Here is a 24,234-nt window from a genome sequence, read left to right as displayed (position 1 = left end):
CGCCACGCATGAGCATCATCGAGTGGGCGGACAAGTACCGCTGGCTCGCACCAGAAGAGGCGGCTCGCCCCGGCAAATACCGATTCGACGTGACGCCACACCTCATCTGGCCTGGTGGCCCGCTGGAAGCGTTGGACGATCCGGCGGTCAGTGAAATTGTCGGCCGCAAGTCGGCGCAGGTGGCCTGGACGTCGGGCGTCCTGGGTAACGCGTTGGGCAAGTGGATCGACATCGATCCGTCCCCCATCCTGGTGCTGTTTCCCAAGGCCGAGGCCGCCAAGCAATACGTCGGTGAAAAACTCGAACCGATGATCGAAGCCACGCCACGGCTGCGCAAGAAAGTCGACCTGCGCAGCCGCAAGCTGCAGCAGCGTCAGGACTTTAAGCGCTTTCCCGGTGGCTTCCTGAAAATGGTTGGCTCTAACAGCCCGGCCAGCGTGAAGTCCACGCCGGTGCCGCGTGTGGCCATCGAAGAACCTGACGACTGCAACCTCAACCTGCGCGGGCAGGGCGACAGTATCAAGCTGGCCAAGGAGCGTCTGAAAACCTTTCGCCGCTCCAAGATCATCATCGGCGGCACTCCGACCATCAAAGGCCTGTCGGCCATCGATGCGGAGCTGGAGCTGTCGGACAAGCGCGTCGGCCTGGTGCCGTGCCACGAATGCGGCCAGGAACACGCGCTGAGCTTCGACAACCTGCATTGCGATGAGGATCCGGCCTATCTGCACGAGGTGTACGGCAAGAAACGGCCGGAGAAGAGCTTCTACTCCTGTCCGCACTGTGGCGCGATCTGGGACGACAACCAGAAAAACGCCAACCTCAAGCACGGTCGCTGGTCGGCCACGGCTGAGTTTCGCGGCATCGCCGGCTACATCCTCAACGAGCTTTACGCCACGTTTTGGGGATCGCGCTTTCAGGTGTTGATGGAGAAAAAACTCCAGGCCGAACACGCAGCGGCGCAGGGAAACATCGGCCCGATGATCGCCTTCGTCAACAGCTCGAAGGGCGAAAGTTACGAGTATCAGAGCGACGCGCCGAAGACCGATGAACTGGAGAAACGCGCCGAGCCTTACACCGAACTGACGGCGCCTAAAGGCGTGCTGATGATCACTGTCGGTGTCGACGTGCAAGGCGACCGCCTGGCACTGGTCATCACCGGCTGGGGCCGTGGCGAAGAATCTTGGCGGCTGTATTGGGGCGAGCTTCACGGCAACCCCATCGACCCGCATGACAGTGTCTGGCAGGAGCTGGACCGGGTCATCTCCCAGCCGATTCCCTCCGACGGCGGCGCGCACTTGGCGGTATCGGCGGTCAGCATCGACAGCTCGGACGGCAACACCAGCGATGCGGTTTACGCTTACGTGCGGGATCGCCAGCGCTACAACGTCATGGCGATCAAGGGTGCATCCGTCGACAGTCGCGACAAGGAGATTTTCACCAAGCCGCCACAGTCGGTGGACACCTCGCAAGACAACACCAAGGCGGCGAAGTACGGCTTGCGGGTACACATAGTCGGCACGCATAAGGCCAAGACGTTGATCGATGGCCGGCTTCGGCTCAAGGGCGTCGGGCCGGGACGCATGCACTGGTACAGCGAGATCCGCTCGGACTATTACGAGCAGCTCACCAACGAAGTGCTGGCCCCACACCCGCGCAACCCCAGCAAGATGGTCTGGCAGAAGAAGGCCGGTCGGCGCAACGAAGCGCTCGACTGCGAGGTGTATGCCTTGCACGCGGCTCGCAGCCTCAAAACCCACCTACTGCGCGATCACGAATGGGACCAGTTGGAGCAGCAACTGCTGCAGCCAACCCTTTTTAACACCGAACAACCGGTCGCACCGGTACCGCGCCGAGCAGTGGCTCGCGGGCGGGGCACCCGCAGTCGAGCGGGCTACTAAGGAAACCATCATGACAGACGCACAACAGCGCCTCGCAGAAGTTCGGGCGGCGATCTCTGACGTCCTGAAAAAAGGCCAGCGCCTGCGTCGTGCGGATCGCGAACTGTATCGCGCCGAGCTGAACAGTCTGCGCTTGCTGGAACAGCAGTACGCCAAGGAGGTCGCGCTAGAGCAAGCCCAGCAACAGGGCCGTGGCCGTAACCGCATCTCTTACATGGCGATCTGACTATGGGCTTCTTTCGAAAGGACCCAGCCGAGCTGCTGATGCGCGAGGCCATCCGGCTCGCCAAATCGGCATCCGGCGCCCGGCCCATCGTCGCCCAAGGTGGCGGGGGCGGTGTCGAGACCCGCTGGCGCGGCGCTTCCCGCGTGCTGCGCAGCATGGCCAGTTGGATTCCCGGTCTGGGTAGCCCGCGCCGGGATCTCGACCAGAACGAACGGCGCATGCTGGTAGCCCGTTCGCGGGACGCCATGCGCAATCATCTGATTGCTCGGGCGGCCATCACGCGCCTGCGCACCAACGTCGTCGGCACCGGGCTGGTCTGCCGCTCGCAGATCGATCACGACGCGCTGGGCCTCAGCGAGCAGCAGGCGGACGAACTGAACACACAGCTCGACCGGCTGTGGTCGTTGTACGCCGATGATCCGCGTGAATGCGATGCCGAAGCGACCTTGAATCATTACCAGCTGCAGGCGCTGGTGATGATCTCGTCGATGGTCTGCGGTGACGTGCTGATTGCCAGTCCCGACGATGAGCGTCCGGGCTGCGTGTTCAGTACGCGCCTGCAGTTGATCGAATCGGATCGAGTGTGCAATCCGGCTGGGCAATTGGACGGCACCAACCTGGTGGACGGTGTCGAGTTCGACCGGCTCGGCGCGCCGTTGGCTTATCACGTCTGCACCGGATATCCCAATGAGTTCACCGCAGGACAGTCCCTTCGCTGGGAGCGGTTGCCGGCATTCGGTGAGGCCACCGGTCGTCGGCGGGTCATGCACGTCATGGCCGACAAGGAGCGGCCCGGCCAGAAGCGTGGTGCACCTTATCTGGCTCCGGTGCTGGAGCCTCTGCAGAAACTGGAGCGCTACAGCAGTGCCGAACTGATGGCGGCGGTGATCTCGGCGATGTTCACCGTGTTCATCAAGAAAACCAACGATTTTCAGGTTTCCAACCTTCCGCTAACGGCGCTCGCCAACGAAGGTGATGGGGCTGGTGGTGACACCACAGCCGATGGCGAACTGGCTCTGGGCGAGGGCGCCATTGTCGATCTAGGGCAGGGCGAGGAACCGGTGATTGCCAACCCAGCACGCCCCAATGCGCAGTTCGATCCGTTCTTTACCTCCGTGGTCAAGGAAATCGGCGCGGCCTTGGAGCAGCCGATGGAAGAACTGTTGCTGCATTACAGCAGCAGCTACAGCGCGGCCCGTGCGGCGATGCTGCAGGCGTGGCGCTTCTACAGCCTGCGCCGCTGGTGGCTGATCTGCGACTTTTGCCAGCCCAGCCGTGAACTACTGATCGATGAGGCCGTGGCGCGGGGACTGATCAAGCTGCCGGGCTATGCAGAACCAGCCAAGCGCAAGGCGTACTGCCAGGCGATCTGGATCGGTCCGGCACGCGGCGCCATTGATGAGTTGAAGGAAGCCAACGCCGCCGGCAAGCGCATCGAGATCGGCGTCAGCAACGAGACGCTGGAAACCGCCGCGATGACCGGCGAGCCGTGGCAACAGGTGTACCGACAGCGCGTGCGCGAAGTCGAGCAACGCCGCACGGACGGTTTGCACGTCCTGCCCAAAGGGCGCGAACAGGAAACGCCGCCGCCCAACAACCCCAACGAGGAATAACCATGCCCCGCGCATTTGAGCTGGCGGCCTCGCAGCCCTGGCTGATGCTGCCTGGCGCCCTGGACAACCTGCTGACCATTGCAGACCGGATGGGCGACCCGGCGGCGCTGGAAACCCGCACCGGCATGCGGCTGGACAACAGCCGGAGCGTCAGCGTCCGCAACGGGGTGGCGATCATCCCGGTAGTCGGTCCTGTGTTTCGCTACGCCAATCTCTTCACCGAAATCAGCGGCGCGACCAGTACCCAAGTGCTGGCCACCGACCTGCAGGCGGCACTGGACGACCCCAAGGTCAACGCGATCATTCTGAACATCGACAGTCCAGGTGGTGTGGCTGCCGGCATCAACGAGCTGGCCGATCACATCCATGCAGCCCGTGACCGCAAACGCATCGTCGCCTACATCGGAGGCACCGGAGCCAGCGCAGCCTACTGGATCGCTTCAGCGGCCAGCGAGATCGTCATCGACGAAACCGCGCTCGCCGGGAGCATCGGCGTCGTGGTCGAGGCTGTCGTAGAGGGTGAGGCATCCAGCGGTCGCAAGCGCTACCAGATCGTCAGCCGCAACGCGCCCAACAAGCGCGTGGATCTGGCCACCGAGGAGGGCCGGGCCAAGGTCGGCGAAACAGTCGACGCCATGGGCGACGTGTTCGTGGCCAAGGTCGCTCGCAACCTGGGCGTGGATCCGGAACGTGTACCCGAGATGGGCGACTTTGGTGGTCTACGCGTTGGCGCCGCCGCCGTCGAATCCGGCCTGGCTCACCGCCTGGGCTCCCTTGAAACACTGATTACCGAACTGGCCAAACCGGCCGCAACCCAACCGAGGAAATTCAACATGACCACCGTCAGCAGCACGGCGGAGTTGCGTGAGGCGCTGGCCGCCGGCGCGGATCCGCAAAGCATCCAGATTGCTCAGGCCAGCCAGCCAGATCTGGAAAGCATCCGCACCCAGAGCCGCGAAGAAGGCGCAACCGCCGAACGGCAGCGGATCACCGGCATCAATGCGATGGCCAGCAAGGGCTTTGAGACCGAGATCGCCGCTGCCATCGATGCCGGAACGTCGGTCGAGGCCACTGCACTGCAACTGTTTAAGGCGGCGCAGGATCGCGGCATTTCCCTGAGCGCGATCAAGTCCGACGCCACTGGCGCGTCGACTTCCACCCCGTCCGGCAACAATGATCAAGGCGAACGCAAAGCCGTAGTCAACGCCATCGTCGAGGGCGCCTCGCGCCGCTGATTGGAGAACCTCATGAGCAACCCTGAACGCCAAACCTACATCCCCGATCAGCTGTCGGCCGGTGCCTTCCCGGTGATGATCGACAGCGCCGTGATTGCGACAGGGCAGAAACTTAGCCGTGGCGCTGTCCTCGGTCAGGTCAAAGCCAGCAGCGAATACGTGCTGTGCACGGCAGCGGCCACCGACGGCTCCGAGGTACCGAAGGCGATCCTCGACCAGGCCACCGACACCAGCAAGGGCGCCCAGGCGGCACCGATTCGTCTGACTGGTGAAGTGCTGGCCCACCAACTCATTCTCGGCGAGGGCCTCACCCTGGCGCAGGCGAAAGCCGCGCTGCGTTCCCTGTGCCTGTTCGTTCGCTAACTGGAGCTTCCGATGGATATTTTTGATACCCGTACCATGCTGGAGGCGGTCGAGCAGATGCCGACTGCACGACGCTTTCTGATGAACACCTTCTTCAATGGCGGCAGTCCGGTGACGTTTCCGACCAAGACGGTGGACATCGACATCATCAAGGGCAAGCGCAAGATGGCGCCGTTCGTTCACCCACGTCTGCCGGGCAGCGTGTCGTTGCGCGATGGCTACACCACCAGCAACTACACGCCGCCTTATATCCAACCCAAGCGTGAAACCACCGCCGAACTGGTGCTCAAGCGTGCAGCCGGCGACAACCCGTTTTCCTCGCGCACTCCGCTGGAGCGAGCCGGACAACTGCTGGGCAAGGATCTGCGCGACCTTGATGACGAGATCGTCCGTCGTGAAGAGTGGATGTGCGCCCAAGCGCTGACCACCGGGAAAGTGCGGGTGATCGGTGAGGGCGTGGACGACTCCATCGACTTCCTGATGGCCAGCGACCACAAAATCAGCCTGGGCAGCGGTCAATGGGGCACTGCCGATGGCGACCCGATTGCCAATCTGCGTGGTTGGAAGCGCAAGATCGCCAAAGATTCCGGGCGCACGGCCAGCACCGTGGCTATGAGCGGTGAAGCCCTGGATGCGTTTCAGTCGAATGCGACGGTGATAAAGCAGCTCAATACCCGCCGCGTCGACATGGGCCTGATCAAGCCCGAGGAACTGCCGGACGGCGTGACCTACCTGGGTTACCTCAACGATCCGGGCGTCGACCTCTACGGCTATGACGAGTGGTACCTGGACGATGATGACGACGAGCAGCCGATGATTCCGGCTGGTGGGCTGATCCTCGGTTCCACCTCGACGCGCAACGCTATGTTGTACGGCGCCATTCAGGATCTGGAAGCGGTAGAAAGCGGCTTGGTCGAGGCGGCGCGTTTCCCGAAAAGCTGGGTGACGCAAGAGCCGAGCGCCCGTTGGCTGAAGCTGCAGAGCGCAGTGTTGGCCGGCCTGCTGGAGCCCGACGCTTTCATCTACGCCAAGGTGGTGTGACATGGCCAAAAAAGCCGAGTTCCTGGTGATCGACGGTTGCGTGCAGGATGGCCGCACCGTGGTGGTGAAGGGCGAACCGTACACCCCACCAAACAAGGAGGTGGCGGACGCATTGATCGCTGAGGGTCGCATCGTTCCGATCAAGGAACCACTGGCGCAGCAGCTGCTGCGTGAAACTCGGGGCCGTGCCGGTGATACCGACGACAGCTCTGACGACGGTGCGTAATCGTGCGCTTTCGGGAGTTGAGCGACGACATGGACGCCCTGGTGTTGGATGGCCTGGGCGACGTTGGGCGAGTCGGCGGTCGCGAGATTGCCGGCTTTTTTTCGGCACCCTGGCTGCAGCCGCGCATGGGGCGCATCAACACGGCGCTGCGGGAGCCGCAGTTCGAGGTCCGCGTCAGCGATGCCGCAGGGATTGATCCGGGTCAGTTGGTGGTCATCGACCTGCCGGTGCAGGACGGTGGCGGCGCCTATGACCTGGTGAAACTAGAACCGGACGGCACCGGCTGGGTGGCGTTGCTATTGAGGGCGAAGGCATGAGCGTCGGCAGTCATTTCAAGTCTTCGGCCAGCGGCGGAATGATCTCGCTGCAAACTTCTGCAGCGGATCTGCAAGCGTTCCAGGACTTTGCCAAGTTAGTGCCGAAGGCGGCTGCCGTTGCCCAGCGTCGAGCGATCAACAAAACTCTGGGTTGGCTGCGTACGCACATTGCCCGCGCTGTCGGTCGGCAGGAACGGATCGCCGTGGCGGCCGTACGTAAGCGGTTGCGTGCTTACCCGGTCATCGGCGGCGCTATGAGCGGCAAGCTGTGGTTCGGTCTCAATGCCATTGAGGCGAGTCGGATCGGTCGGGCACGGCAGAGCAACTCCGGCGTATCTGTGGCGGGTCGACGTTATCAGGGGGCCTTCTACAAGAAGGTCTATGGCAACAGTGCGGACATCTGGATTCGTACGGCAAGCAAGCATTTCAATACCGACGACTACCCCGACAGCACGGTGAGTGCGCGAGGTGGGGCGAGTTCGGGCTGGATTGCCGAACATGACAGTCGGTTCCCACTGGCCAAGGCCAAGGTTTCCCTGGAACAGGCCCGACCGCATTTTGAAAGCTGGGTTCAAAAGGCCGATGAACGTCTGCTGGAGATCCTGAAACAGGAACTCAACTTTGAGTTGCAGAAGTACCTCAAGAGGATAGGCAATGTCTGACGAGCCTTTGAGCCTGGACCAGCTTTATCAGGCTGTTGAACAACATCTGACGACCCATCTGCCAGGCGTGCAGGCCGTGACGGTATGGCCGAACATTTCGGACCGCGTTGCGTTGCCGGCGGTGTTTCTGGAGCTGGCCGAGATCGAGCCAGGTCCCGACATTGGTACCGGCGAAACCACGTTGGTGTGCAAGTTCGAGGCGCGCATCATCGTCGACCCGATCAAGCTGCACCATCAACGGCAGGCAGTGCAATTGGCGACCCAGCTCGCCGTGTTGCTGCGCGCACAGACGTGGGGGTTGCCGGTCGATCCCGCCGAGTTCGTACAAGCGCAGCAGGACTGGACCCAGCCGGCACTAGATGGCTACACCGTCTGGCTGGTGGAGTGGACGCAGCAGATTTACCTCGGTGCCGAGCAATGGCCATGGCCGGAGGAGCCGCCTGGCTCGCTGGTAATTGACATCGCCCCGGGCGACGGCTCATTTAACCCGGAGGATCTGCAGTGAGTTATGTAAGCGCCCAGCATGACCGCATGCTCGCGGGAGTGGTCAAGGATTGTTATGTGGTCGGCTTAGACCTGTCCGCCTCCCCGCCAGCGTGTCGCGTCTCGGATGGTGAGTGGACCAGCGCCTGGGTGCGCTGGCACAGCATCGCCGCCGGCAAGGCCAGGCACTGGCGGGCGCCGTCCATGGGCGAGCAGGGGACGTTGGTCAGTGTCAGTGGTGACGTATCACAAGGCACGTTTATCCCGGGCCTGTACGGTAATGCTGGCTCGCCGCCGGATAACCGCGACCATGTGGAGGTTTGGCGGTTTGATGATGGCGGGTCGCTCATTTACGACTGGCAGGCCAAGAGCTACAGCATCACCCTGCCGAGCGGCACGGTGACCATCAAAGTCGCCAGCACGGAAGCGGTCGTAAGCGATAGCGCCGTTACCGTAACGACCGGGAATATCAACCTGAAAGCAGCGGTGCTGATCGACGGTGCGTTACACGTCACGAAAGGCATCACCAGTGCCGGCGCGATCATCGACGCCGGTGGCAACAGCAACCACCACACGCATTAATTTCAACCCACGACAGCCCGCCTAGTGCGGGCTTTTTCATGCCTGGAGAAAAGAGACATGGCCAAGACCGCCGCAACACCTGCCACCGATGAGCAGGTGACCCCTGAGGGTGCCCCGGAGCTGCTGAGGTTCCGCGACAAGGTCTATACGTCGCGGCTGCTGATCGTTCCCGGTACCGACCGCACCTTGCCGGTGAGCAAGGCGGTTGTAGAGGTTCCGGTGTCCGACCTTGATGCCGTCAAGTTCCTGAAAGCCAACGAAGAATTCGAAGCGCTCAAGGAGTGATGTAGATGATCGGAATGGATCGCCACACCGGCCTACCCATTTCCGGCATCGCGCACTTGCGCCAATCCGTTACAGACATTTTGGGCACGCCGTTGGGCAGCCGCCGGCATCGGCCGGAGTACGGCAGCAAGCTCCGGCGGTTTGTTGACTTGCCCGTTAACGAGGGCTGGAAAAGCGCCGTACAGGCTGAAGTCGCTCGCGCCCTGGGGCGTTGGGAGCCGCGTTTGAAACTGGATCAAGTGCGCGTCCTTTCCGTTATCGGCGGGCAAATCAACCTGAAGATCGTCGGGCAGTACCGGGGCGACGGCGTCACGCTGGAGGTAGCCGTATGAGTATCGTGGATCTGTCGTCGTTACCGGCGCCGACCGTGTTGGAGCCTCTGGACTTCGAAGAGGTGTATCAGGAAGGGCTGGGGGTTTTTCGCGGGTACATGGGGGGCAACTGGACCGCTGCACTTGAAAGTGATCCGGTGGTTAAGGTGCTGGAGGTCGCTGCTTACAACAAGGTTGGCAACCGCGCCCGGGTCAACGATGCGGCCAAGGCGCAGCTTCTGGCGCATGCCATACGCGGCGACCTCGATCACTTGGGGGCCAACGTCAATCTCAAGCGCCTGGTCATTCAAGCCGCGGATCTGTTGGCGGTGCCACCGGTGCCGGAGGTCAAGGAGGATGACGACCCGTTTCGGGAGCGTATCCAGTTGGCCTATGAGGGGCTGACCACGGCCGGCCCGCGTAACAGCTACATCCTGCACGCGCGTAACGCCTCGGGGTTAGTGGCGGATGCCACGGCCGAAAGCCCGGCGCCTTGTTACGTTACGGTAACGGTGCTGGGTTTGGATGGGGAAGGTGTGGCACCGCCGGAGCTGTTGGCCACGGTGGCGGCTGCGCTGAATGACGACGACGTACGGCCGGTGGGGGATCGGGTGACGGTGCAGAGCGCGCAAGTGATCCGCTACCAAATCAACGCGATTTTGCACATGGCCAGCGCCGGCCCCGAAGCAGATGCCAGTTTGGTCGAGGCGAAAAGCCGATTGGCGGCCTGGATCAATCCGCGCAGAAGGCTGGGCGTTGAGGTGGCACGGTCCGGCGTAGACGCTCAGTTGCACGTTGCCGGCGTCTCCCGGGTTGAGCTGGTCGGCTGGCAGGACCTGGCCCCGACCAAGTCCCAGGCGGCGTTCTGTACGGGCTACACCGTGACGCTGGCGGGCTGACATGAAAAGCCTACTGCCGATCAACAGCACGCAACTGGAACGGGCCATGGAGGCCGCGTTTTTCGAGAAGACGATTATCCCGCTGCGCGACCTCTACAACGCCGATACCTGCCCGGTGCATTTGCTGCCGCATCTGGCGTGGGCGTGGTCGGTGGATCGCTGGGACTACCGATGGACCGAGGCGACCAAGCGCGCCGCCATCAAGGCCTCTTACTACATCCATGCCCACAAGGGGACCATCGGCGCGCTGCGCCGTGTGGTCGAGCCCCTGGGCTACCTGATTGAGATTATCGAGTGGTTCAAGACGGTGCCGGAAGGCATCCCCGGCACCTTCGCGCTAAAGGTCGGCGTTCTCGACACCGGTATCACCGAAGAAATGTATCAGGAGCTTGAGCGCCTGATTGACGACGCCAAGCCCGTCACGCGGCACCTGACGGGGCTGGCGATCAGCCTCGAAACTCAAGGCGCTTTGAATATCAGTGTCGCCCTGTACGAGGGCGATGAAATCGACGTTTACCCGCCGGTCATGCGTGACATCGAGGTCACCGGGACTATCGGCGTGGTCGGGCGCGAACACTCCATAGACACCCTGGACATTTATTCATGATTGATCAGAACTCGCAGTTTTTCGCGATCCTTACGAACGTGGGGATGGCCAAGCAGGCGAACGCCGACGCGCTCGGCATTCCCTGGAAGTTCACCGAAATGGGCGTGGGTGATGCCAACAACACCGACCCTATCCCCAGCGCCGCGCAAACCAAACTGATCAACGAATGGCGCCGCCGTCCACTGAATCAGGTCCGGGTTGACCCGATCAACCCGGCGGTGATCATCGCCGAGCAAATTATCCCGGCCGACGAGGGCGGGCACTGGATTCGCGAAATCGGTCTGTACGACGCGGACGGGGATCTGGTGGCGGTGGCCAACTGTGCGCCGAGTTTCAAGCCGGTCCTGTCGCAAGGCTCCGGCCGTACCCAAGTGGTGCGGATGAATTTCATTGTGTCCAGCACCGGCAACATCACGCTCAAGATTGACCCGTCCGTGGTGTTGGCTACCCGCGAGTTCGTCGAAATGCGAATCATGGAAGAGCTGTACAAGCTCGACATCAAACAGTCGGTGCGGGTGGCCACCACGGCCAACATCGCGCTGGCGGGCCTGCTGACCATTGATGGCGTTGTGTTAGCGGCCGGTGATCGGGTGTTGGTGAAAAACCAAGCCGTCGCCAAGGACAACGGCCTGTACATCGCGGCGGCTGGCGTGTGGGCTCGTGCGGCGGATGCCGACAGCAATGCCGAAGTGACCTCGGCGCTGCTAGTTTCGGTCGAGCAGGGCACCACGCTGGCCGACACGCGTTGGCAGTTGGTCACGGATGGGGTGATTGTCCTGGGCACTACGCCGTTGACGTTCCAGAACGTGACCCAGGGTTTTGCGCCGATCAATTCGCCGGCGCTGATCAACCCCACGGCGAACACGCCGCCGCAGTTCAATAGCTCGCAATTGTTGGCGACCACCGAGTTCGTACAGCGGGCGCTGGGAAGCCTTTCCGGGTTTTCCCCATTTCCGGCATCCAGAAGCCTCACAGTAGCCGATATCGGCAAGGCGATCTGGCCTTCCGCTGCCTCACTGACGTTGACACTACCTACCCCGGCCAGCCTTGGCGTGCCTAATGGTGTGGCGGTTCTCATCTTTACCACCAGTGTTGGGGTGACGCTGGCGGCTGGGGCTGGGGCAAGCATTAACAGCCCGCTCGGCAGCGCCCTTTCAACCTTTGCAGTGAAGCTCGGGCAGAGCCTAATTCTCATTGCTGCTGGGGTAGGAACCTGGCAAATCGTCAATTCAACAGCTGATCTGGGGAGTAACGCAGACTTCGCGTCAGTTCTTGGGGTTTCTGCCGCAAGTCAGCAACTCCCTGGCTTGTCGATTAAGGTAGGAAACATCAACAACGTATCGACTGCCGCATCTTTACCATTAACGTTTCCCGTGTCATTTCCGGTGGCTTGTATCGCCCTGATTTTAACGGGGTGGAGTGGAACGGCTGCCGCTTATACGCATATCGGTCGGGATAAGTCCGGTGCAACACTTCAGAGAGGATCTAACACTAACTATCTTCTTGATTATATTGCGATAGGGTTTTAATAAATGGCTAAGTACTACTGTCGTATCAACGATACACGGGGTGGTTTTTTTGATTCTGTCCGCCACGGAGAAATCGGAAGTCCTGACTGCACAATTCCAGAAGGCGCAAAGGAAATTACGGACGAGCAGCACGCCGAGTTAGTGTCCGCCCAAAATAATGGGAGGTTGATCGTTCCTGACGCCGATGGCTATCCGATTGCCATAGATCCACCGCCGCCCAGTGAAGAAGAGTTGGCTGCTGCCGAGCGGGTTTGGCGGGATCAGCGCCTATCTGAAACCGATGGTGTGGTGACGCGCCACCGTGATGAGTTGGAAGAGGGCGTAGAGCCTACATTGACGGCCGCGCAGTACACCGAGCTTCAGGCGTACCGCCGAGCGCTGCGCAACTGGCCGGAAGCGGGAGAGTTTCCGTTGATTGAACACCGCCCGCCGACGCTTCTCTGGCTGGCTGGTCAGCTCCAATAAACGCCCCGCACTGACGGGGCGTTTTCTTTCCCGTTACGCGTAACACAAACACCCCTCACAGCCTCGCTTATGCGGGGCTTTTTCGTTTCTGGAGATTGAGCTTTATGAGTTTCTTTCACGGCGTTACGACCACCGATGTCAAGACCGGTGCGCGCACCATTTCGTTGCCGTCGTCTTCGATCATTGGCCTCTGCGACACCTTCACCCCGGGCGTTCTCGGGGGTGGCACCGCCAAGGCTGGCGAACTGAAGTTGATCACCACCGAGCGCGAAGCCATTGCCGCTTTCGGTGCCGATTCGGCGATCACCAAGGCATGTAAGGCAATCTATACCAAAGCCAAGGCGGTGATCGTCGCCATCGGCGTGCCCAAGTTGGAAGACGCCGCGCTGCAAACCTCGGCGATCATTGGCGGGGTGTTGGCCTCAGGTCAGCGTACCGGCCTACAGGCCTTGCTGGACGGCAAAAGCTTGTTCAACGCCCAGCCGCGGTTGTTGATCGCGCCGGGCCATACGGCCACGCAAGCGGTGGCTACGGCGCTCGACAGCCTGGCGCAGAAGCTGCGGGCCATCGGCATCATCGACGGGCCAGGCACCACCGATGAGGCCGCCATGGCCTACGCCGAGAACTTCGGCAGTCGCAACCTGTTCATGGTCGACCCGGGCGTCCAGTACTGGGACACCGGCCTCAGCAAGACGGTCGATGCGCCGGGTTCGGCCTGGGCGGCGGGCTTGTTCGCCTGGACTGATGCGGAATACGGCTTTTGGGCGTCGCCGTCGAACAAAGAGTTAACCGGCATCACTGGCACGACCCGCGCCGTCGAGTACCTGGACGGCGACGAGACGTGCCGGGCCAACCTGCTGAACAACGCGAATATCGCGACGTTCATTCGCGACGATGGCTACCGCCTGTGGGGTAACCGCACGCTGTCGAGCGATCCGAAATGGGCGTTCGTCACCCGCGTTCGCACGCTGTTCATCCTCATGGATGCCGTGCAAGCCAGTCACAAGTGGGCCGTTGACCGCTCGATCACCAAGACTTACGTCAGTGATGTGACTAACGGTCTGGATGCGTTCATGCGCGACCTGAAAGCCCAGGGCGCGATTATCAACTTCGAAGTGTTCCCGGACACCGAGCTGAACATGCCCAGCCAAATCGCCGAGGGCAAAGTCTATTGGCGCATTCGCTTCACCGACGTGCCGCCAGCCGAAAACCCAACTTTCCTTTTCGAAGTCACCGAACAGTGGATGACCGAAGTTCTTGAAGCAGCCTAAGGGGCCTAGTCAATGATTCCTCAAACTTTGTTTAACACCAACCTGTTTGTCGACGGGGTGAGCTTTGCCGGCGACGTGCCAAGCCTGACGCTGCCCAAGCTGACCACCAAGACTGACGAGTATCGTGCCGGCGGCATGGCCGGTGCCATCGAGATGGATCAGGGCCTGGAAAAGATGGAGGCGTCCTTTGTCACCAAGGGCGTGCGCCGTGAGTCGCTGAAGCACGCCGGCCTGGCCGATGGCTCGGCCTTCAATGCCACTTTTCGGGCTGCTTTCAAGGGGCAGAAGGGGGCGATTACTGCCGTTGTCGCCACCTTGCGCGGCCGGCTCAAAGAGGTCGACCTGGGCGACTGGAAGGCCGGCGATCCGGCCGAGATCAAGCACGCGATTGCGGTCGCCTACTACAAACTCGAAATCGACGGCCGCCTGATGTACGAAGTCGACATGGTCGCCGGCGTTCAGGTGATCGACGGAAAAGACCAGCTCGCCGAAGTGCGCAGCGCACTCGGCCTCTAAGGGAATAGATTCAGATGACTCAAGCAACTGATAAGAAACTGCCGGAATGGCTTTCGATCACCCCTGAGCGCGCCGTCGTGACGCTCTCGCGCCCAAGTGCCGCCAATGGGATCAAGGTCGATACGTTGACCTTGCGCGCCCCGGCCGTGCGCGAAGTGCGGGCGGCCGACCGGGCCTCGAATGGTGATGAAGAGCAGCGTGAGCTGACGTTGTTCGCGGGCTTGGCCGAGGTAGGCATCAAGGATCTGGAAGGCCTGAAGCTGGTGGACTATCGCCGTGTACAGGCGGCCTATTCGCGCCTGGCGCCTGATACCGATTACTCGCCGTCGATGCCGGCGTGGCTGTCGATCACCACCGATAACGTTATGGTCACGCTGTCGTGCCCGAGCGAAATCAACGGCGTAACGGTCGATAAGTTGTCCATGCGTTCCCCGACCGTTCGCGACGTTCGTTCGGCGAATCGTGAGGCGGGCGGCGATGACGAGCAGCGCGAGCTGGTGTTGTTTGCCGAACTGTCCGGTGCGCCTGTCGCGGATCTGGAGGGCCTAAAACTGGTGGACTTCAACCGCTTGCAGGCCGGCTATTTTCGTATGGACCAAGACAACGGGGTTTGATCCCAGCGTCATCAAAATGGCCGCGAAACGTCTAGCAGCGGAAACCGGATTTTCCGCCGCTGAGATTCTGTCGATGCCGTTTGCTGAGATGGTTTGGTGGCTCACGGATTGAGCCGCCTTCGGTAAGGCTGTGCAAATGGGGGCCATGACATGGCGAACAAACTCGCTCTCGGGCTGGTGATTGGCGGCGCCGTCAGTTCGACGGTCGGCGCCGCGTTCAAGGACGTCACCGGGCGCATCAAGCGCCTTGAGGATGAAGGCAAAAAAGCGCGCGTGTTACAGCGGGCAATCGGCGACACCATCCGCTTGCGCGATGAGTGGAAGAAGGCCCATGACAGCGGTTCCGCTGGGGCGTCCAAGCTGCTGGGGCGGTTGAACTCCAACCTCGACAGTTTGAAGAGGCAGGGCGTCGAAGTTGGCCGGCTGGAAAAGGCCTATCGGTCCATGGGGCAGGCGGCCAACAAGGCCGAGTTCAAGGCCAAGGGGCATCAACAGCTTGATGCCGGAAAGGCCGGCATGAAAAGCGCGGTCGGCGCTGCTGTCGTCGGCGTTGGGGCTCTGGTGGTTCCGACGAAGGTCAGCGCGGACTTCGGGGCCATTGTTCGTGACATCGCGATCAAGGCCGGCGTTGCCAACAAGCCACAAGAACAGGAGATGTCGCGCAAGATCATTGATACCTCGCGCGACACTGGCATGGCGCGCAACGACGTAGCCGATGTGGTCAACCAGCTGGTTGGCGCCGGTATGGAGTTAAGCAAGGCCCTGGAATACGCGCCCGTCGCGGCGAAGTTTGTCGTGGGGCAAGGGTCGAGCGGTGTCGATACGGCGAAGATGATCAATGCCCTGGGGCAAAACGCCAAGATCACCGACGCCAAGCAGATGCAGCAGGCGCTCGAGGCGATTGCCTATCAAGGGCAGGCGGGTAGCTTTGAAGCGGCCGACATGGCCAAGTGGTTTCCTGAGCTGTTGGCGAACATGGGCAGCATTGGTATCACCGGCATGGATGCGGTGACGCAGTTGGGCGCCATGCTGCAAGTGCAAATGAAGACGGCCGGCAGCTCGGACGAGGCGGCTAACAACCTTAAAAACTGGATGGGCAAGATCGGTGCAACCGATACGGTCCAGGCCTACAAAAAGGCCGGCATCGACTACAAGGGTTCGATGCAGACCGGCTTGCAGAACGGTATGTCCACGCTGGAAACCAGCATGGCGTTGGCTCAGAAGTACATTCAAGCCACCGATCCGAAGCGCGCGGCGGCCATGGCCGAGGCGACGTCCAAGATCAGCAAGGAAGCCGATCCGGAAAAGGCCAAGGCCATGATGGCCTCGCTGGAAGAGTCCCTGAAGACCGGCGACCTGTTCGCCGACATGCAGGTCAAGGCCGCGCTGTCGGCCTACATGCAGAACAAGGCGCTGTACAGCCAGCTTAAAAACGATTCACGCGCTGCAACCGGCATCCTCGATAAAAACCTCAGCGAGCGGCGCGAGTCGTCATCGCAGAAGTGGGCCGAAATGGCTCAGTCGATGGATGACGCCATGCGCAGCGTGGGGGATGCGCTGCGCCCGGTCACGGATACCGTGGCCGAGACGCTGACCAAAGTCACCAAGAGCATTACCGCGCTGTCTGACAGCTCGCCCGGGGTGGTGACGGGGATCGTGGCGGTCGGTGGGGGATTGATCACGCTGAAGGGCCTGTTCAGTTCGTTCAAGATGGGTAAAGGGCTGTTCAACCTGGCGCGCGGTTCGTTGGGTGGTGGCAAAGCCGGCGAAGTGCAAAAGGTCTTTGTGACCAACGCCAAAGACGGCGATGGCAAGGATGCAGAGCCCAAGGGCAAGGCCGGCAAAGCGTTGTCGCTGGTGGAGACCGGGCTCAAGGCGGTAGCGGCCCTCAAGGGGAAGCCTGCCGATGGCGACGCCGAAGCGGAGGGCGAGGACGACAAGAAGGCCGGAAAATTCGATCTGGTTTCGACCGGCCTCAAGGTGGTTTCGCTGGCGAAGGAGGCGACTTCAGGGGGGGGGGAGGACGGTGAGGCAGGATCGGGTGACGACGGCGTCAAGAAGGTGTTCGTCGTCAATGCGGGGGCCATGGGGAGCGCCGCTGAAGGCCCTGGTGAAACGTGCCGCCGTGGTCGCGGTGCAAGACGTAATCCTTCGCGTCGTCGGTCACGCCCGCCTGTACCGCGGCCGCCGGTGCCCGTACCACGACCGCCGATTCCACCGGTGCCGGTTCCAAGCGGTGCGATGGCCAGGCTCGGCGGGGTGGTGCAAGCGGTTGGCAAAATCGGCAAAGCCGCCAAGATGATCCCCGGTGGTTCGCTGATGGATGCCGGCGCCATGGCATTCGAAACTTACCAGACGGCCAAGACCCAGGACGAAAAGGCCGAGGGTTATGGCGCGGCCGCCGGTAACCTGGCCGGCACCATGGCCGGCGCGGCGGCAGGGGCGGCCATTGGCTCGGTAGTGCCGATTATCGGCACCGCCATCGGCGGATTGGTTGGCGCCTATCTCGGCAGTCAGGGCGGCGAGGCGTTAGGCGGCTCCCTGGGTAAGTCGCTGTTTGGTGGTAAAGATGACAAGCCCGAAGAAAAGCCGGCAGCACCGATCACGCCGTTATTGATGGCGCCGCGCCCTGGTCCGGCGGTCCCCAGCTTGGCCGCCTTGACCCAGCCGCTGAATGGGGCGAACGGTTCCGGCGCGTTGCTGATGGCTCAAGCAACGGCCCCGCAAGGGCCAGTGTTGGGCGATGTCGCTCGCTCATTGGCGGTTCAGGCGCCGGCCAAGCCGGCGGCCGTGGTGATCCAGCCCAAAGAGCCAGAGAAACCTGTGCCGGCCAAAGTGGATCAGCAGTTTCAATACTCGCTGAGTATGCCGGTCACGGTGCAAGGGGATGTCAAAGACCCGCAACGCTTGGCCCAGGACCTGATGCCGCACATGCAACGGATGATGGCGGATGCCGCGAAACAGAACGCCGCCAAGCTGTACGACGAACCCCACGTTTAAGGAGGCCGCATGGCTTATATGGAGCAGTTGCAATCGGGCCTCAAGTACCTGGTGGAAGCAGGGGAAGCTGGCCGGCGCAGTGCGGACGGCATGCTGGGGCCGGTCAACGGTGCGATCAGCGAAATCACTGGTGCTGCGTCCGAGCTGGAAAACATCCCGTTTGTGGGGCCGGCTATCGGCGCCAAGCTTCAGCGGGTGATGCGCGGCGTAGACGCCGCCCAGGCCAAGGTCGGCCAAGTGGTGGCGGTGTACGGCCGTGCGACCCGGGCGGCCACTGAAGTACAGGAACGGTTGGGCACGCTGAAGGAGCAGGCGGGCAAGGCGGCGACGGCGATCAACAACATCGCCGGCAAGGTCAGCCCGTCGCTGGCCAACATCGTGCCCACCAGCTCCTTTGCCGTGGATGCTACGCCAGCGCCGGAGGCGGTGAAGCCGTTTCCGCATCTGATGATCATCCAGCCTCGTGACCCCAAGTTGCAGCCCTACTTTTTCAATCTGGACACGGCGGCTTTCGACGAGCTGAGCCGCTCGACCGAGTTCCGCTGGGCCTCGCAGGAGCGGCTGACGCGCCGCCCGGCGCAGCAAGCCATAGGGATGGGGGAGGAGAAGCTAACGCTCAAAGGCACGATTTACCCGGACTTCAAGGGTGGTCTAAAGCAGCTCGACACGCTGCGCAGCATTGGCGCCAGGCTTCAGCCGCTGACCCTGACCACGGGCTATGGCGAGGTGATGGGGACTTGGTGCCTGAAGAATATCAACGAGGAGCAGGGCGCGCTGTTGCACGGCGGGATTCCCCGTAAACAAGGGTTCACACTGGAGTTTGCGCGCTATGGCGACGACATGCAGAACGTCTGACGGGGACATGCTCGATGTCATCTGCCACAACGTTTATGGCCATCTGAACGGCACCACCGAGGCGGTGCTGGATGCCAATCAGGGGCTGGCGGACGAGCCCCAACCCTACCGCACTGGGGTGGTGATCGTGTTGCCGGATCTGCCCAGCCCGACCAAGGAGGGGATTAGCTTGTGGGATTGACCACGGACGGCACCGCCGCCGGCGGCCCGTTGCGTTACGCGTAACGACACTTTGTTTTCTGACCCGCCTTGTGCGGGCTTTTTTTTGGACAAAATCCATGACTCCCACTTTTCGAATCGTTGCCGATGGCGCCGATGTCACGGCGCTGATCAATGATCGGCTGTTGTTGCTGCGCACCTCTGACAAACCGGGCATGGACTCCGACGAGTTTGAGTTGCGCATTGATGACCGTGACGGCCAGGTGCAGTTGCCTCGGCGTGGCAGCTCTATCGAGGTTTACCTGGGCTATGCCGAAACGTCTCTGGCGCGTCTGGGGCGTTACACCGTGGACACGGTCGAGGTGTCGGGTCCGCCGGACACCATCGTGATCAAGGGCAAGGCCAGCGACATGCGCGGCAGTGGCAAGACCATCCGCAGCGGAAGCTGGGAGGACGTGCCGCTGTCGAAGATCGTGGCCGACGTCGCCGCGCGTAATGGCTGGCAGCCGGTGTGCCCAGTGACGACAAAGGTCGCCCGGGTGGATCAGCTCAGCGAGTCCGATTTTAATTTCATCACGCGCCTGGCCAAGCAGTACGACTGCACGGCCAAGGTCGCTGACGGCAAGCTGTTGGTGATGCCGCGTCAAGGCGGCCAGACCGCCAGCGGCAAAGCGTTCGGCGCGATCACCCTGACGCGTAGCGACCTCAGTCGCTGGCAGTTCAGTTTGGGCGACCGCAACTCGCACAAGGCCGTGGCGACCAAGCACCAGAACAAGAAGGACGGCAAGCTGGCGGTCGTCACAGTGAACAACGACGACGCCCCGGCTGGCTTGCCGGCGGTGCATACCGACCGGCATATCTACCCGAACAAGACCGCCGCCGAGTCGGCCGCCAAGGCGCGTTTGGCGGCGTTCAATCGCTCGACCGCTGACGTTCGTCTTGAGATGCCCGGCCGGACGGACATCTTTGCCGAGCGGCCCATTAATGCCCAGGGGTTCAAGGTCGGCCTCGATGGCGAGTACTTGGCGGATTCGGTCGAGCAGGTGTTCACCCAAGCCGGCTGGTCGACCACCGTCGAGTGCAATGCCGGCAAGCAAGGCAAATCCAAAGGCAAGAAAAAGAAAGAAACGAAGCCGCTCAAGGTTGTGAGCGTCGAGAAGCTGTAACGCATCCCATCGCCGCCTGAGTGCGGTTTTTTTATGTCTGGAGTTTGTATGCCCATCACTCAGCAGCAGTTGCTGCAAATCCTCCCCAACGCCCGCCCAGTCGCGGGCGTTTTTGTGCTGGCGCTCAATCGAGCCATGGCGCGTTTCGACATCTCGTCGCCGGTGCGCCAGGCGGCCTTTCTCGCCCAGGTGGGGCATGAGTCGGGTCAGCTCAGGGCGTTGTCGGAAAGCCTCTACTACAAAGACGCCGAGCGGGTCGCTCGGATGTTCAAGTATGGCTTTGACCTGAATCACAACGGCCTTGTAGATCCGGCCGAGATCGAGGACGCCAAGGGCTACTTGCGCAACTCAGAAAAGCTGGGCAACCGCGTGTATGGCGGTCGTAACGGTAACGGTCCTGAGGCCTCGGGCGATGGCTATCGCTACCGCGCCCGGGGCGGAATCGGCATCACCGGCCGGGACACCTACCGGCTGTGCGGCAAGGCCCTGGGGTTGCCGCTGCTGGAACAGCCCGAGCTGCTGGAACAGCCGGAGTTCGCCGCACTGTCGGCAGCTTGGTACTGGTGGGATCGAGGGCTTAACGAGTTGGCCGACGCCGGCCTGTTCGACCGCATTACGCGGGTGATCAATGGCGGCACCAACGGCCAGGTCGAGCGCCGTGAGTTTTGGGCGGCGGCCAAGGGGGTGCTATGTCCGTCCTCGATCTGATCCCCGCGCCGGTGCGCCCGTGGGCGGTAGCCCTGGTGCTGCTGTTGGTTGCCGGTGTCTCTGCTGCTGGTGCTTGGCAGGTTCAGAAATGGCGTTACGGGAAGCTACAGGCGAATCAGGCGATGCTCTCTGCCGAGAGTGCCGAGGCTCGCGCTAATGCCGCGCTGGCGGCCTTGGAGGTTGAGCAGGGCAAGCGCCTGGCCCTTGAGGCGAAGCTAAAAACCAATGATGACACCCATTACAAGGAACTGTCCGATGCAAAAAAAGGCCAGCAACGCCTGTCTGATCGCCTTGCCACTGCTGATGTCCGGTTGTCAGTCCTACTCGCCACCGGTCCCGGATGCTCGAGCGGTAACGGGTTGCCAGCCGCTGCCAGCGCCGGCAGCGTGGTTCATGGAGGCGCGCGAGCCGAACTTGACCCAGCGCATGCTCAGCGAATTGTCGCTATCACCGGTGACGGCGACCAAGGATTGATCGCGCTGGCGGCGTGTCAGGCATACGCCAAAGAAGTCTCAACACCGAAGTAAAAAAGAGCGGCCGGGGTGGATGCGTCAACATCCAACCCGGCCGCCGTCCCTGCAGATTGTCCCTGCAAGTCCAGCCAAGGCTCTCGCTTCGTGCACAAAGCGCGGCGAGCCTAGCACCTGTTCATCCATACAGTAAAGGTCTTGCTTTTTATGTCTACACCCATCATCCCTTGGATGGGCGGCAAACGCCGCCTGGCCGACCGCCTCATCCCACTTTTTCCGCCTCACGAATGCTACGTCGAAGTCTTTGCCGGCGGTGCTGCGCTGTACTTCATGCGACCCCAGGCCGCGCCCGTGGAAGTCCTCAACGACATCAACGGCGACCTGGTGACGCTGTACCGCGTCGTGCAGAACCACCTGGAAGAGTTCGTGCGCCAATTCAAATGGGCGCTGAGCTCGCGGCAGGTGTTCGAGTGGCAGAAGATGACCCGCCCCGAAACCCTCACCGACATCCAGCGCGCCGCACGATTTTTCTACCTGCAGCACCATGCTTTTGCTGGCAAGGTCACAGAGCAGTCCTTCGGCACACGAACCACGGCCCCGGCCATCAACCTGCTGCGGATCGAGGAAAACCTCTCGGCCGCCTGGCAGCGCCTGTCTGGCACCTACGTTGAAAACCTGCCCTGGCTTGAATGTGCGGAACGCTACGACCGTGCCCACACCTTCCACTACATGGACCCGCCTTACTGGCAAACCGCCGGCTATGGTGTGGACTTTCCGTTTGAGAATTACGAGCGGATGGCCGACTTCATGCGGCGTTGCAAAGGTAAGGTGATGGTCAGCATCAACGACCACCCGGATATCCGGCGCGTGTTCGAAGGCTTCCACTTCGAGACCTTGGATATCCGATACACCACTACGAATCAGCGGCAAGGGAGGGCTGAGATTAGTGGTGAACTGGTGATCATGAACTGGAAGCCAGCAGACCTAGGTGGATTGTTCTAAGTCTTCAGTGATGGTGTACGTGGTCTACGCTCAGTGACTGTGGTTGAAGAAAACCACAGCCACTGTTAATAGGAGCGTCAAATGCCAGCGAACAAACGTGGGAGAGATTCAGGGAATGGGCAGTTCATACCGGTCGAAGAAGCAAAACGCCGGCCGAAAACAACAACCGTGGAGACAATACCTCCACCAAATAAGCCGAAGAAAAAGTAGCTTGCTTGATTAGCTGCCAGACGTGACATCTAGAGGTGGTTGCGCCTATGGGAGTAAACAGGAGTCAAAGAAACAAAGGCCTGCATTGCTGCGAGCCTTTGTTTTTGGCGGTTCAGGAACCCATCCCACCGCTAACGCCTTACCTGTCTTTCTTTTTATTAAGGGCAGTTTCTTCAGATTTTCGGAAATATTCAGTGGTTGGGGGTGGAGGAGGGGGGGGCGTATTATTGTTGTTCTGAGGTTTTTTTTCGTCAGTCATTTTGAGAGCTCCTGATAGGTTGCCATTATTGCTACCAAACCTATACACCATGCGCTATATACAAGTTCATTATAGGCTAGTTCAAGGTCGCGAGACTTTTTATTGATTGCTTTTGTTAGCTTTTCTAAGGTGTCAATGTAACAGTTATAGATATGTTTGGTTTGTGCTTCGGAATCAACCTCGATGAGGTATTCGGTAGTTTGCCGTCCTTGCGGTATTGTTGGGCAATCTCCGATCCGTAAGGCTAACAATGCATGCCCCCAAGAGCAGGTAATGCAAAAGGCACTGGATATGTATGCAGTGATTATGAGGTGGCTTAAAGGCGTGCTTATAATAAAAAGTGCACCGTTTTTCATTCCTGCGACAGCGGTAAGTGTAGCAATAACAATAGATACGGCCGTCAGGAATTTGGAGCACTTATTTTCGAAATGATCGAAGCGGGATTGTTCTTCACTGTAGCGGTCCTTCAAGTACTCTAATGCTACTTTCATATTTTTCTGAGCCAGTATTTTTTATGGAGAAGTCCGCCTCTGGCCTAAGCCGAGGCGGATTCACCTGAGCGCCAACTATGGAAGGTTGTCGAAACGGTCTCGCAGAAACTCATAAGCGTGATAAACACGGCTTAGGTTCACTATAAGAGACCATGTGCGTCGAAAAAATCGATGCATCGGACTACTCCTAGTTGAGCCTTACCTCCAATGCACGTACCGGAACATGTGCATTTTCGGGAACAGTCGAGCGCTCCCTGTGAGGCGGCAAGTTAATGGCCCTCTGAGCTGGTCCGGCACGGGATCCTACTCCGTGTCAGAGGGGATTCAAACGCTGCACCAAGGACCTGACTCAGGCCAATTCTCTGCGTGCCATTAAGGTAATACTTCAAAAGCTGTGACAGGAAAAAGCACTTTTTCGTTTTTTTGAAGTTTATTTTTAAAGGTGACGAAAAACTCTTGTGGTTGTCATGAAAATGTGACCTGGTTAAATGGTCTTCTGTGCTGAGCTTTCGCTACAAAGCGGAGCTTGGGGTGATGTACCGTTATTAACGATTATTTTTGTTTGCCACCTGAGCCGCGCGGTAATAGTATCGGGTCGTCGAGCGCTCCCTGTGAGTGATGCAAGCGTGGTTTTCAACCCGTTTGCGACGAAAACCGCCTCCCTAAGGCGGTTTTTTTTACCCTCGATAACTCCAGTTCCATCATTTAGGCAGGATGGAGGAGCGCCGGGGGGGGGCAGTGCAAAGCTTGGAAAATCAGGGCAAAAAAGAG

Annotated in this window: 28 protein-coding genes; 27 read left to right on the top strand and 1 reads right to left on the bottom strand. The window is 60.7% G+C overall.

The features are described from left to right. Nucleotides 1-8 precede the first annotated feature (8 nt). From AO353_RS27370 to AO353_RS27240, 27 genes are all read left to right on the top strand, one after another. Nucleotides 9-1,898 carry a phage terminase large subunit family protein gene (locus AO353_RS27370; protein ID WP_054597793.1) on the top strand — a complete coding sequence of 630 codons (1,890 nt, stop codon included), beginning with the start codon at nucleotides 9-11 and terminating at the stop codon, nucleotides 1,896-1,898. A 10-nt stretch (nucleotides 1,899-1,908) separates the two neighbouring features. Continuing rightward, the gene (locus tag AO353_RS27365) at nucleotides 1,909-2,124 is read left to right on the top strand and encodes a hypothetical protein (RefSeq protein ID WP_054597792.1); all 216 of its coding nucleotides are present in this window, start codon (nucleotides 1,909-1,911) and stop codon (nucleotides 2,122-2,124) included. 2 nt (nucleotides 2,125-2,126) lie between these two features. Then, nucleotides 2,127-3,737 carry a phage portal protein gene (locus AO353_RS27360; protein ID WP_054597791.1) on the top strand — a complete coding sequence of 537 codons (1,611 nt, stop codon included), beginning with the start codon at nucleotides 2,127-2,129 and terminating at the stop codon, nucleotides 3,735-3,737. Between the two features lie 2 nt (nucleotides 3,738-3,739). Further along, a complete protein-coding gene (locus AO353_RS27355) occupies nucleotides 3,740-4,972 on the top strand; it encodes a S49 family peptidase (protein WP_054597790.1) in 1,233 nt (410 codons plus the stop codon). A 12-nt stretch (nucleotides 4,973-4,984) separates the two neighbouring features. Continuing rightward, entirely contained in the window at nucleotides 4,985-5,335 is a 351-nt protein-coding gene (locus AO353_RS27350; RefSeq protein ID WP_054597789.1) for a head decoration protein, read from the top strand. A 12-nt stretch (nucleotides 5,336-5,347) separates the two neighbouring features. Then, the gene (locus AO353_RS27345) at nucleotides 5,348-6,376 is read left to right on the top strand and encodes a major capsid protein (protein ID WP_054597788.1); all 1,029 of its coding nucleotides are present in this window, start codon (nucleotides 5,348-5,350) and stop codon (nucleotides 6,374-6,376) included. Nucleotide 6,377: 1 nt separating this feature from the next. After that, a complete protein-coding gene (locus tag AO353_RS27340; protein ID WP_054597787.1) occupies nucleotides 6,378-6,602 on the top strand; it encodes a hypothetical protein in 225 nt (74 codons plus the stop codon). Between the two features lie 2 nt (nucleotides 6,603-6,604). Continuing rightward, nucleotides 6,605-6,919, top strand: coding sequence for a head-tail joining protein (locus tag AO353_RS27335; RefSeq protein WP_054597786.1), 315 nt, complete (start codon nucleotides 6,605-6,607; stop codon nucleotides 6,917-6,919). Beyond that, entirely contained in the window at nucleotides 6,916-7,581 is a 666-nt protein-coding gene (locus AO353_RS27330) for a hypothetical protein (RefSeq protein ID WP_054597785.1), read from the top strand. The genes AO353_RS27335 and AO353_RS27330 overlap by 4 nt, the downstream gene beginning before the upstream one ends. Further along, nucleotides 7,574-8,086 carry a hypothetical protein gene (locus tag AO353_RS27325; protein WP_054597784.1) on the top strand — a complete coding sequence of 171 codons (513 nt, stop codon included), beginning with the start codon at nucleotides 7,574-7,576 and terminating at the stop codon, nucleotides 8,084-8,086. Before AO353_RS27330 ends, AO353_RS27325 begins: the two co-directional genes overlap by 8 nt. Next, on the top strand, nucleotides 8,083-8,646 hold the full coding sequence (locus AO353_RS27320; protein WP_054597783.1) for a phage baseplate assembly protein V: 564 nt from the start codon (nucleotides 8,083-8,085) through the stop codon (nucleotides 8,644-8,646). Before AO353_RS27325 ends, AO353_RS27320 begins: the two co-directional genes overlap by 4 nt. Nucleotides 8,647-8,703: 57 nt before the next feature. Then, the gene (locus AO353_RS27315; protein WP_054597782.1) at nucleotides 8,704-8,931 is read left to right on the top strand and encodes a hypothetical protein; all 228 of its coding nucleotides are present in this window, start codon (nucleotides 8,704-8,706) and stop codon (nucleotides 8,929-8,931) included. Between the two features lie 5 nt (nucleotides 8,932-8,936). After that, nucleotides 8,937-9,263: a GPW/gp25 family protein gene (locus tag AO353_RS27310; protein ID WP_054597781.1), complete on the top strand. Its 327-nt coding sequence runs from the start codon at nucleotides 8,937-8,939 to the stop codon at nucleotides 9,261-9,263. After that, nucleotides 9,260-10,141 (top strand): baseplate assembly protein, encoded by an 882-nt coding sequence (locus tag AO353_RS27305; protein ID WP_054597780.1) that lies wholly within the window; start codon nucleotides 9,260-9,262, stop codon nucleotides 10,139-10,141. The genes AO353_RS27310 and AO353_RS27305 overlap by 4 nt, the downstream gene beginning before the upstream one ends. A gap of 1 nt (nucleotide 10,142) precedes the next feature. Beyond that, the gene (locus AO353_RS27300; protein ID WP_054597779.1) at nucleotides 10,143-10,748 is read left to right on the top strand and encodes a phage tail protein I; all 606 of its coding nucleotides are present in this window, start codon (nucleotides 10,143-10,145) and stop codon (nucleotides 10,746-10,748) included. After that, nucleotides 10,745-12,277, top strand: coding sequence for a phage tail protein (locus AO353_RS27295; protein WP_054597778.1), 1,533 nt, complete (start codon nucleotides 10,745-10,747; stop codon nucleotides 12,275-12,277). The genes AO353_RS27300 and AO353_RS27295 overlap by 4 nt, the downstream gene beginning before the upstream one ends. A gap of 3 nt (nucleotides 12,278-12,280) precedes the next feature. Beyond that, nucleotides 12,281-12,742, top strand: coding sequence for a phage tail assembly chaperone (locus AO353_RS27290; RefSeq protein ID WP_081013836.1), 462 nt, complete (start codon nucleotides 12,281-12,283; stop codon nucleotides 12,740-12,742). A 104-nt stretch (nucleotides 12,743-12,846) separates the two neighbouring features. Next, complete coding sequence (locus AO353_RS27285; protein ID WP_054597777.1) at nucleotides 12,847-14,013, top strand: phage tail sheath family protein; 1,167 nt, start codon at nucleotides 12,847-12,849, stop codon at nucleotides 14,011-14,013. A 12-nt stretch (nucleotides 14,014-14,025) separates the two neighbouring features. Beyond that, nucleotides 14,026-14,529 (top strand): phage major tail tube protein, encoded by a 504-nt coding sequence (locus AO353_RS27280; RefSeq protein WP_054597776.1) that lies wholly within the window; start codon nucleotides 14,026-14,028, stop codon nucleotides 14,527-14,529. 14 nt (nucleotides 14,530-14,543) lie between these two features. After that, nucleotides 14,544-15,143, top strand: a complete 600-nt coding sequence (locus tag AO353_RS31985; protein ID WP_054597775.1) for a phage tail assembly protein — start codon at nucleotides 14,544-14,546, stop codon at nucleotides 15,141-15,143. A 150-nt stretch (nucleotides 15,144-15,293) separates the two neighbouring features. Beyond that, nucleotides 15,294-18,143, top strand: a complete 2,850-nt coding sequence (locus tag AO353_RS27270; protein WP_054597774.1) for a phage tail tape measure protein — start codon at nucleotides 15,294-15,296, stop codon at nucleotides 18,141-18,143. Nucleotides 18,144-18,152: 9 nt separating this feature from the next. Beyond that, the gene (locus AO353_RS27265) at nucleotides 18,153-18,998 is read left to right on the top strand and encodes a phage tail protein (protein WP_054597773.1); all 846 of its coding nucleotides are present in this window, start codon (nucleotides 18,153-18,155) and stop codon (nucleotides 18,996-18,998) included. Further along, a complete protein-coding gene (locus AO353_RS27260; protein WP_054597772.1) occupies nucleotides 18,973-19,179 on the top strand; it encodes a tail protein X in 207 nt (68 codons plus the stop codon). Before AO353_RS27265 ends, AO353_RS27260 begins: the two co-directional genes overlap by 26 nt. Nucleotides 19,180-19,276: 97 nt before the next feature. Then, complete coding sequence (locus AO353_RS27255; protein WP_054597771.1) at nucleotides 19,277-20,323, top strand: phage late control D family protein; 1,047 nt, start codon at nucleotides 19,277-19,279, stop codon at nucleotides 20,321-20,323. A 48-nt stretch (nucleotides 20,324-20,371) separates the two neighbouring features. Beyond that, nucleotides 20,372-21,031 carry a glycoside hydrolase family 19 protein gene (locus tag AO353_RS27250; RefSeq protein ID WP_054597770.1) on the top strand — a complete coding sequence of 220 codons (660 nt, stop codon included), beginning with the start codon at nucleotides 20,372-20,374 and terminating at the stop codon, nucleotides 21,029-21,031. Then, complete coding sequence (locus tag AO353_RS27245) at nucleotides 21,013-21,558, top strand: lysis system i-spanin subunit Rz (RefSeq protein ID WP_054597769.1); 546 nt, start codon at nucleotides 21,013-21,015, stop codon at nucleotides 21,556-21,558. Before AO353_RS27250 ends, AO353_RS27245 begins: the two co-directional genes overlap by 19 nt. Before the next feature lie 150 nt (nucleotides 21,559-21,708). Beyond that, a complete protein-coding gene (locus tag AO353_RS27240; RefSeq protein WP_054597768.1) occupies nucleotides 21,709-22,503 on the top strand; it encodes a DNA adenine methylase in 795 nt (264 codons plus the stop codon). A 465-nt stretch (nucleotides 22,504-22,968) separates the two neighbouring features. Here the strand turns inward: AO353_RS27240 and AO353_RS30250 are convergent, their stop codons facing one another. Next, the gene (locus AO353_RS30250) at nucleotides 22,969-23,463 is read right to left on the bottom strand and encodes a hypothetical protein (protein ID WP_081013835.1); all 495 of its coding nucleotides are present in this window, start codon (nucleotides 23,461-23,463) and stop codon (nucleotides 22,969-22,971) included. Nucleotides 23,464-24,234: the final 771 nt, after the last annotated feature.

Source organism: Pseudomonas fluorescens (assembly GCF_001307155.1).
GTDB lineage: Bacteria > Pseudomonadota > Gammaproteobacteria > Pseudomonadales > Pseudomonadaceae > Aquipseudomonas > Aquipseudomonas helvetica.
The sequence above is the reverse complement of the archived record's forward strand: the minus strand, read 5'-3'. Positions and strand labels throughout refer to the sequence as shown.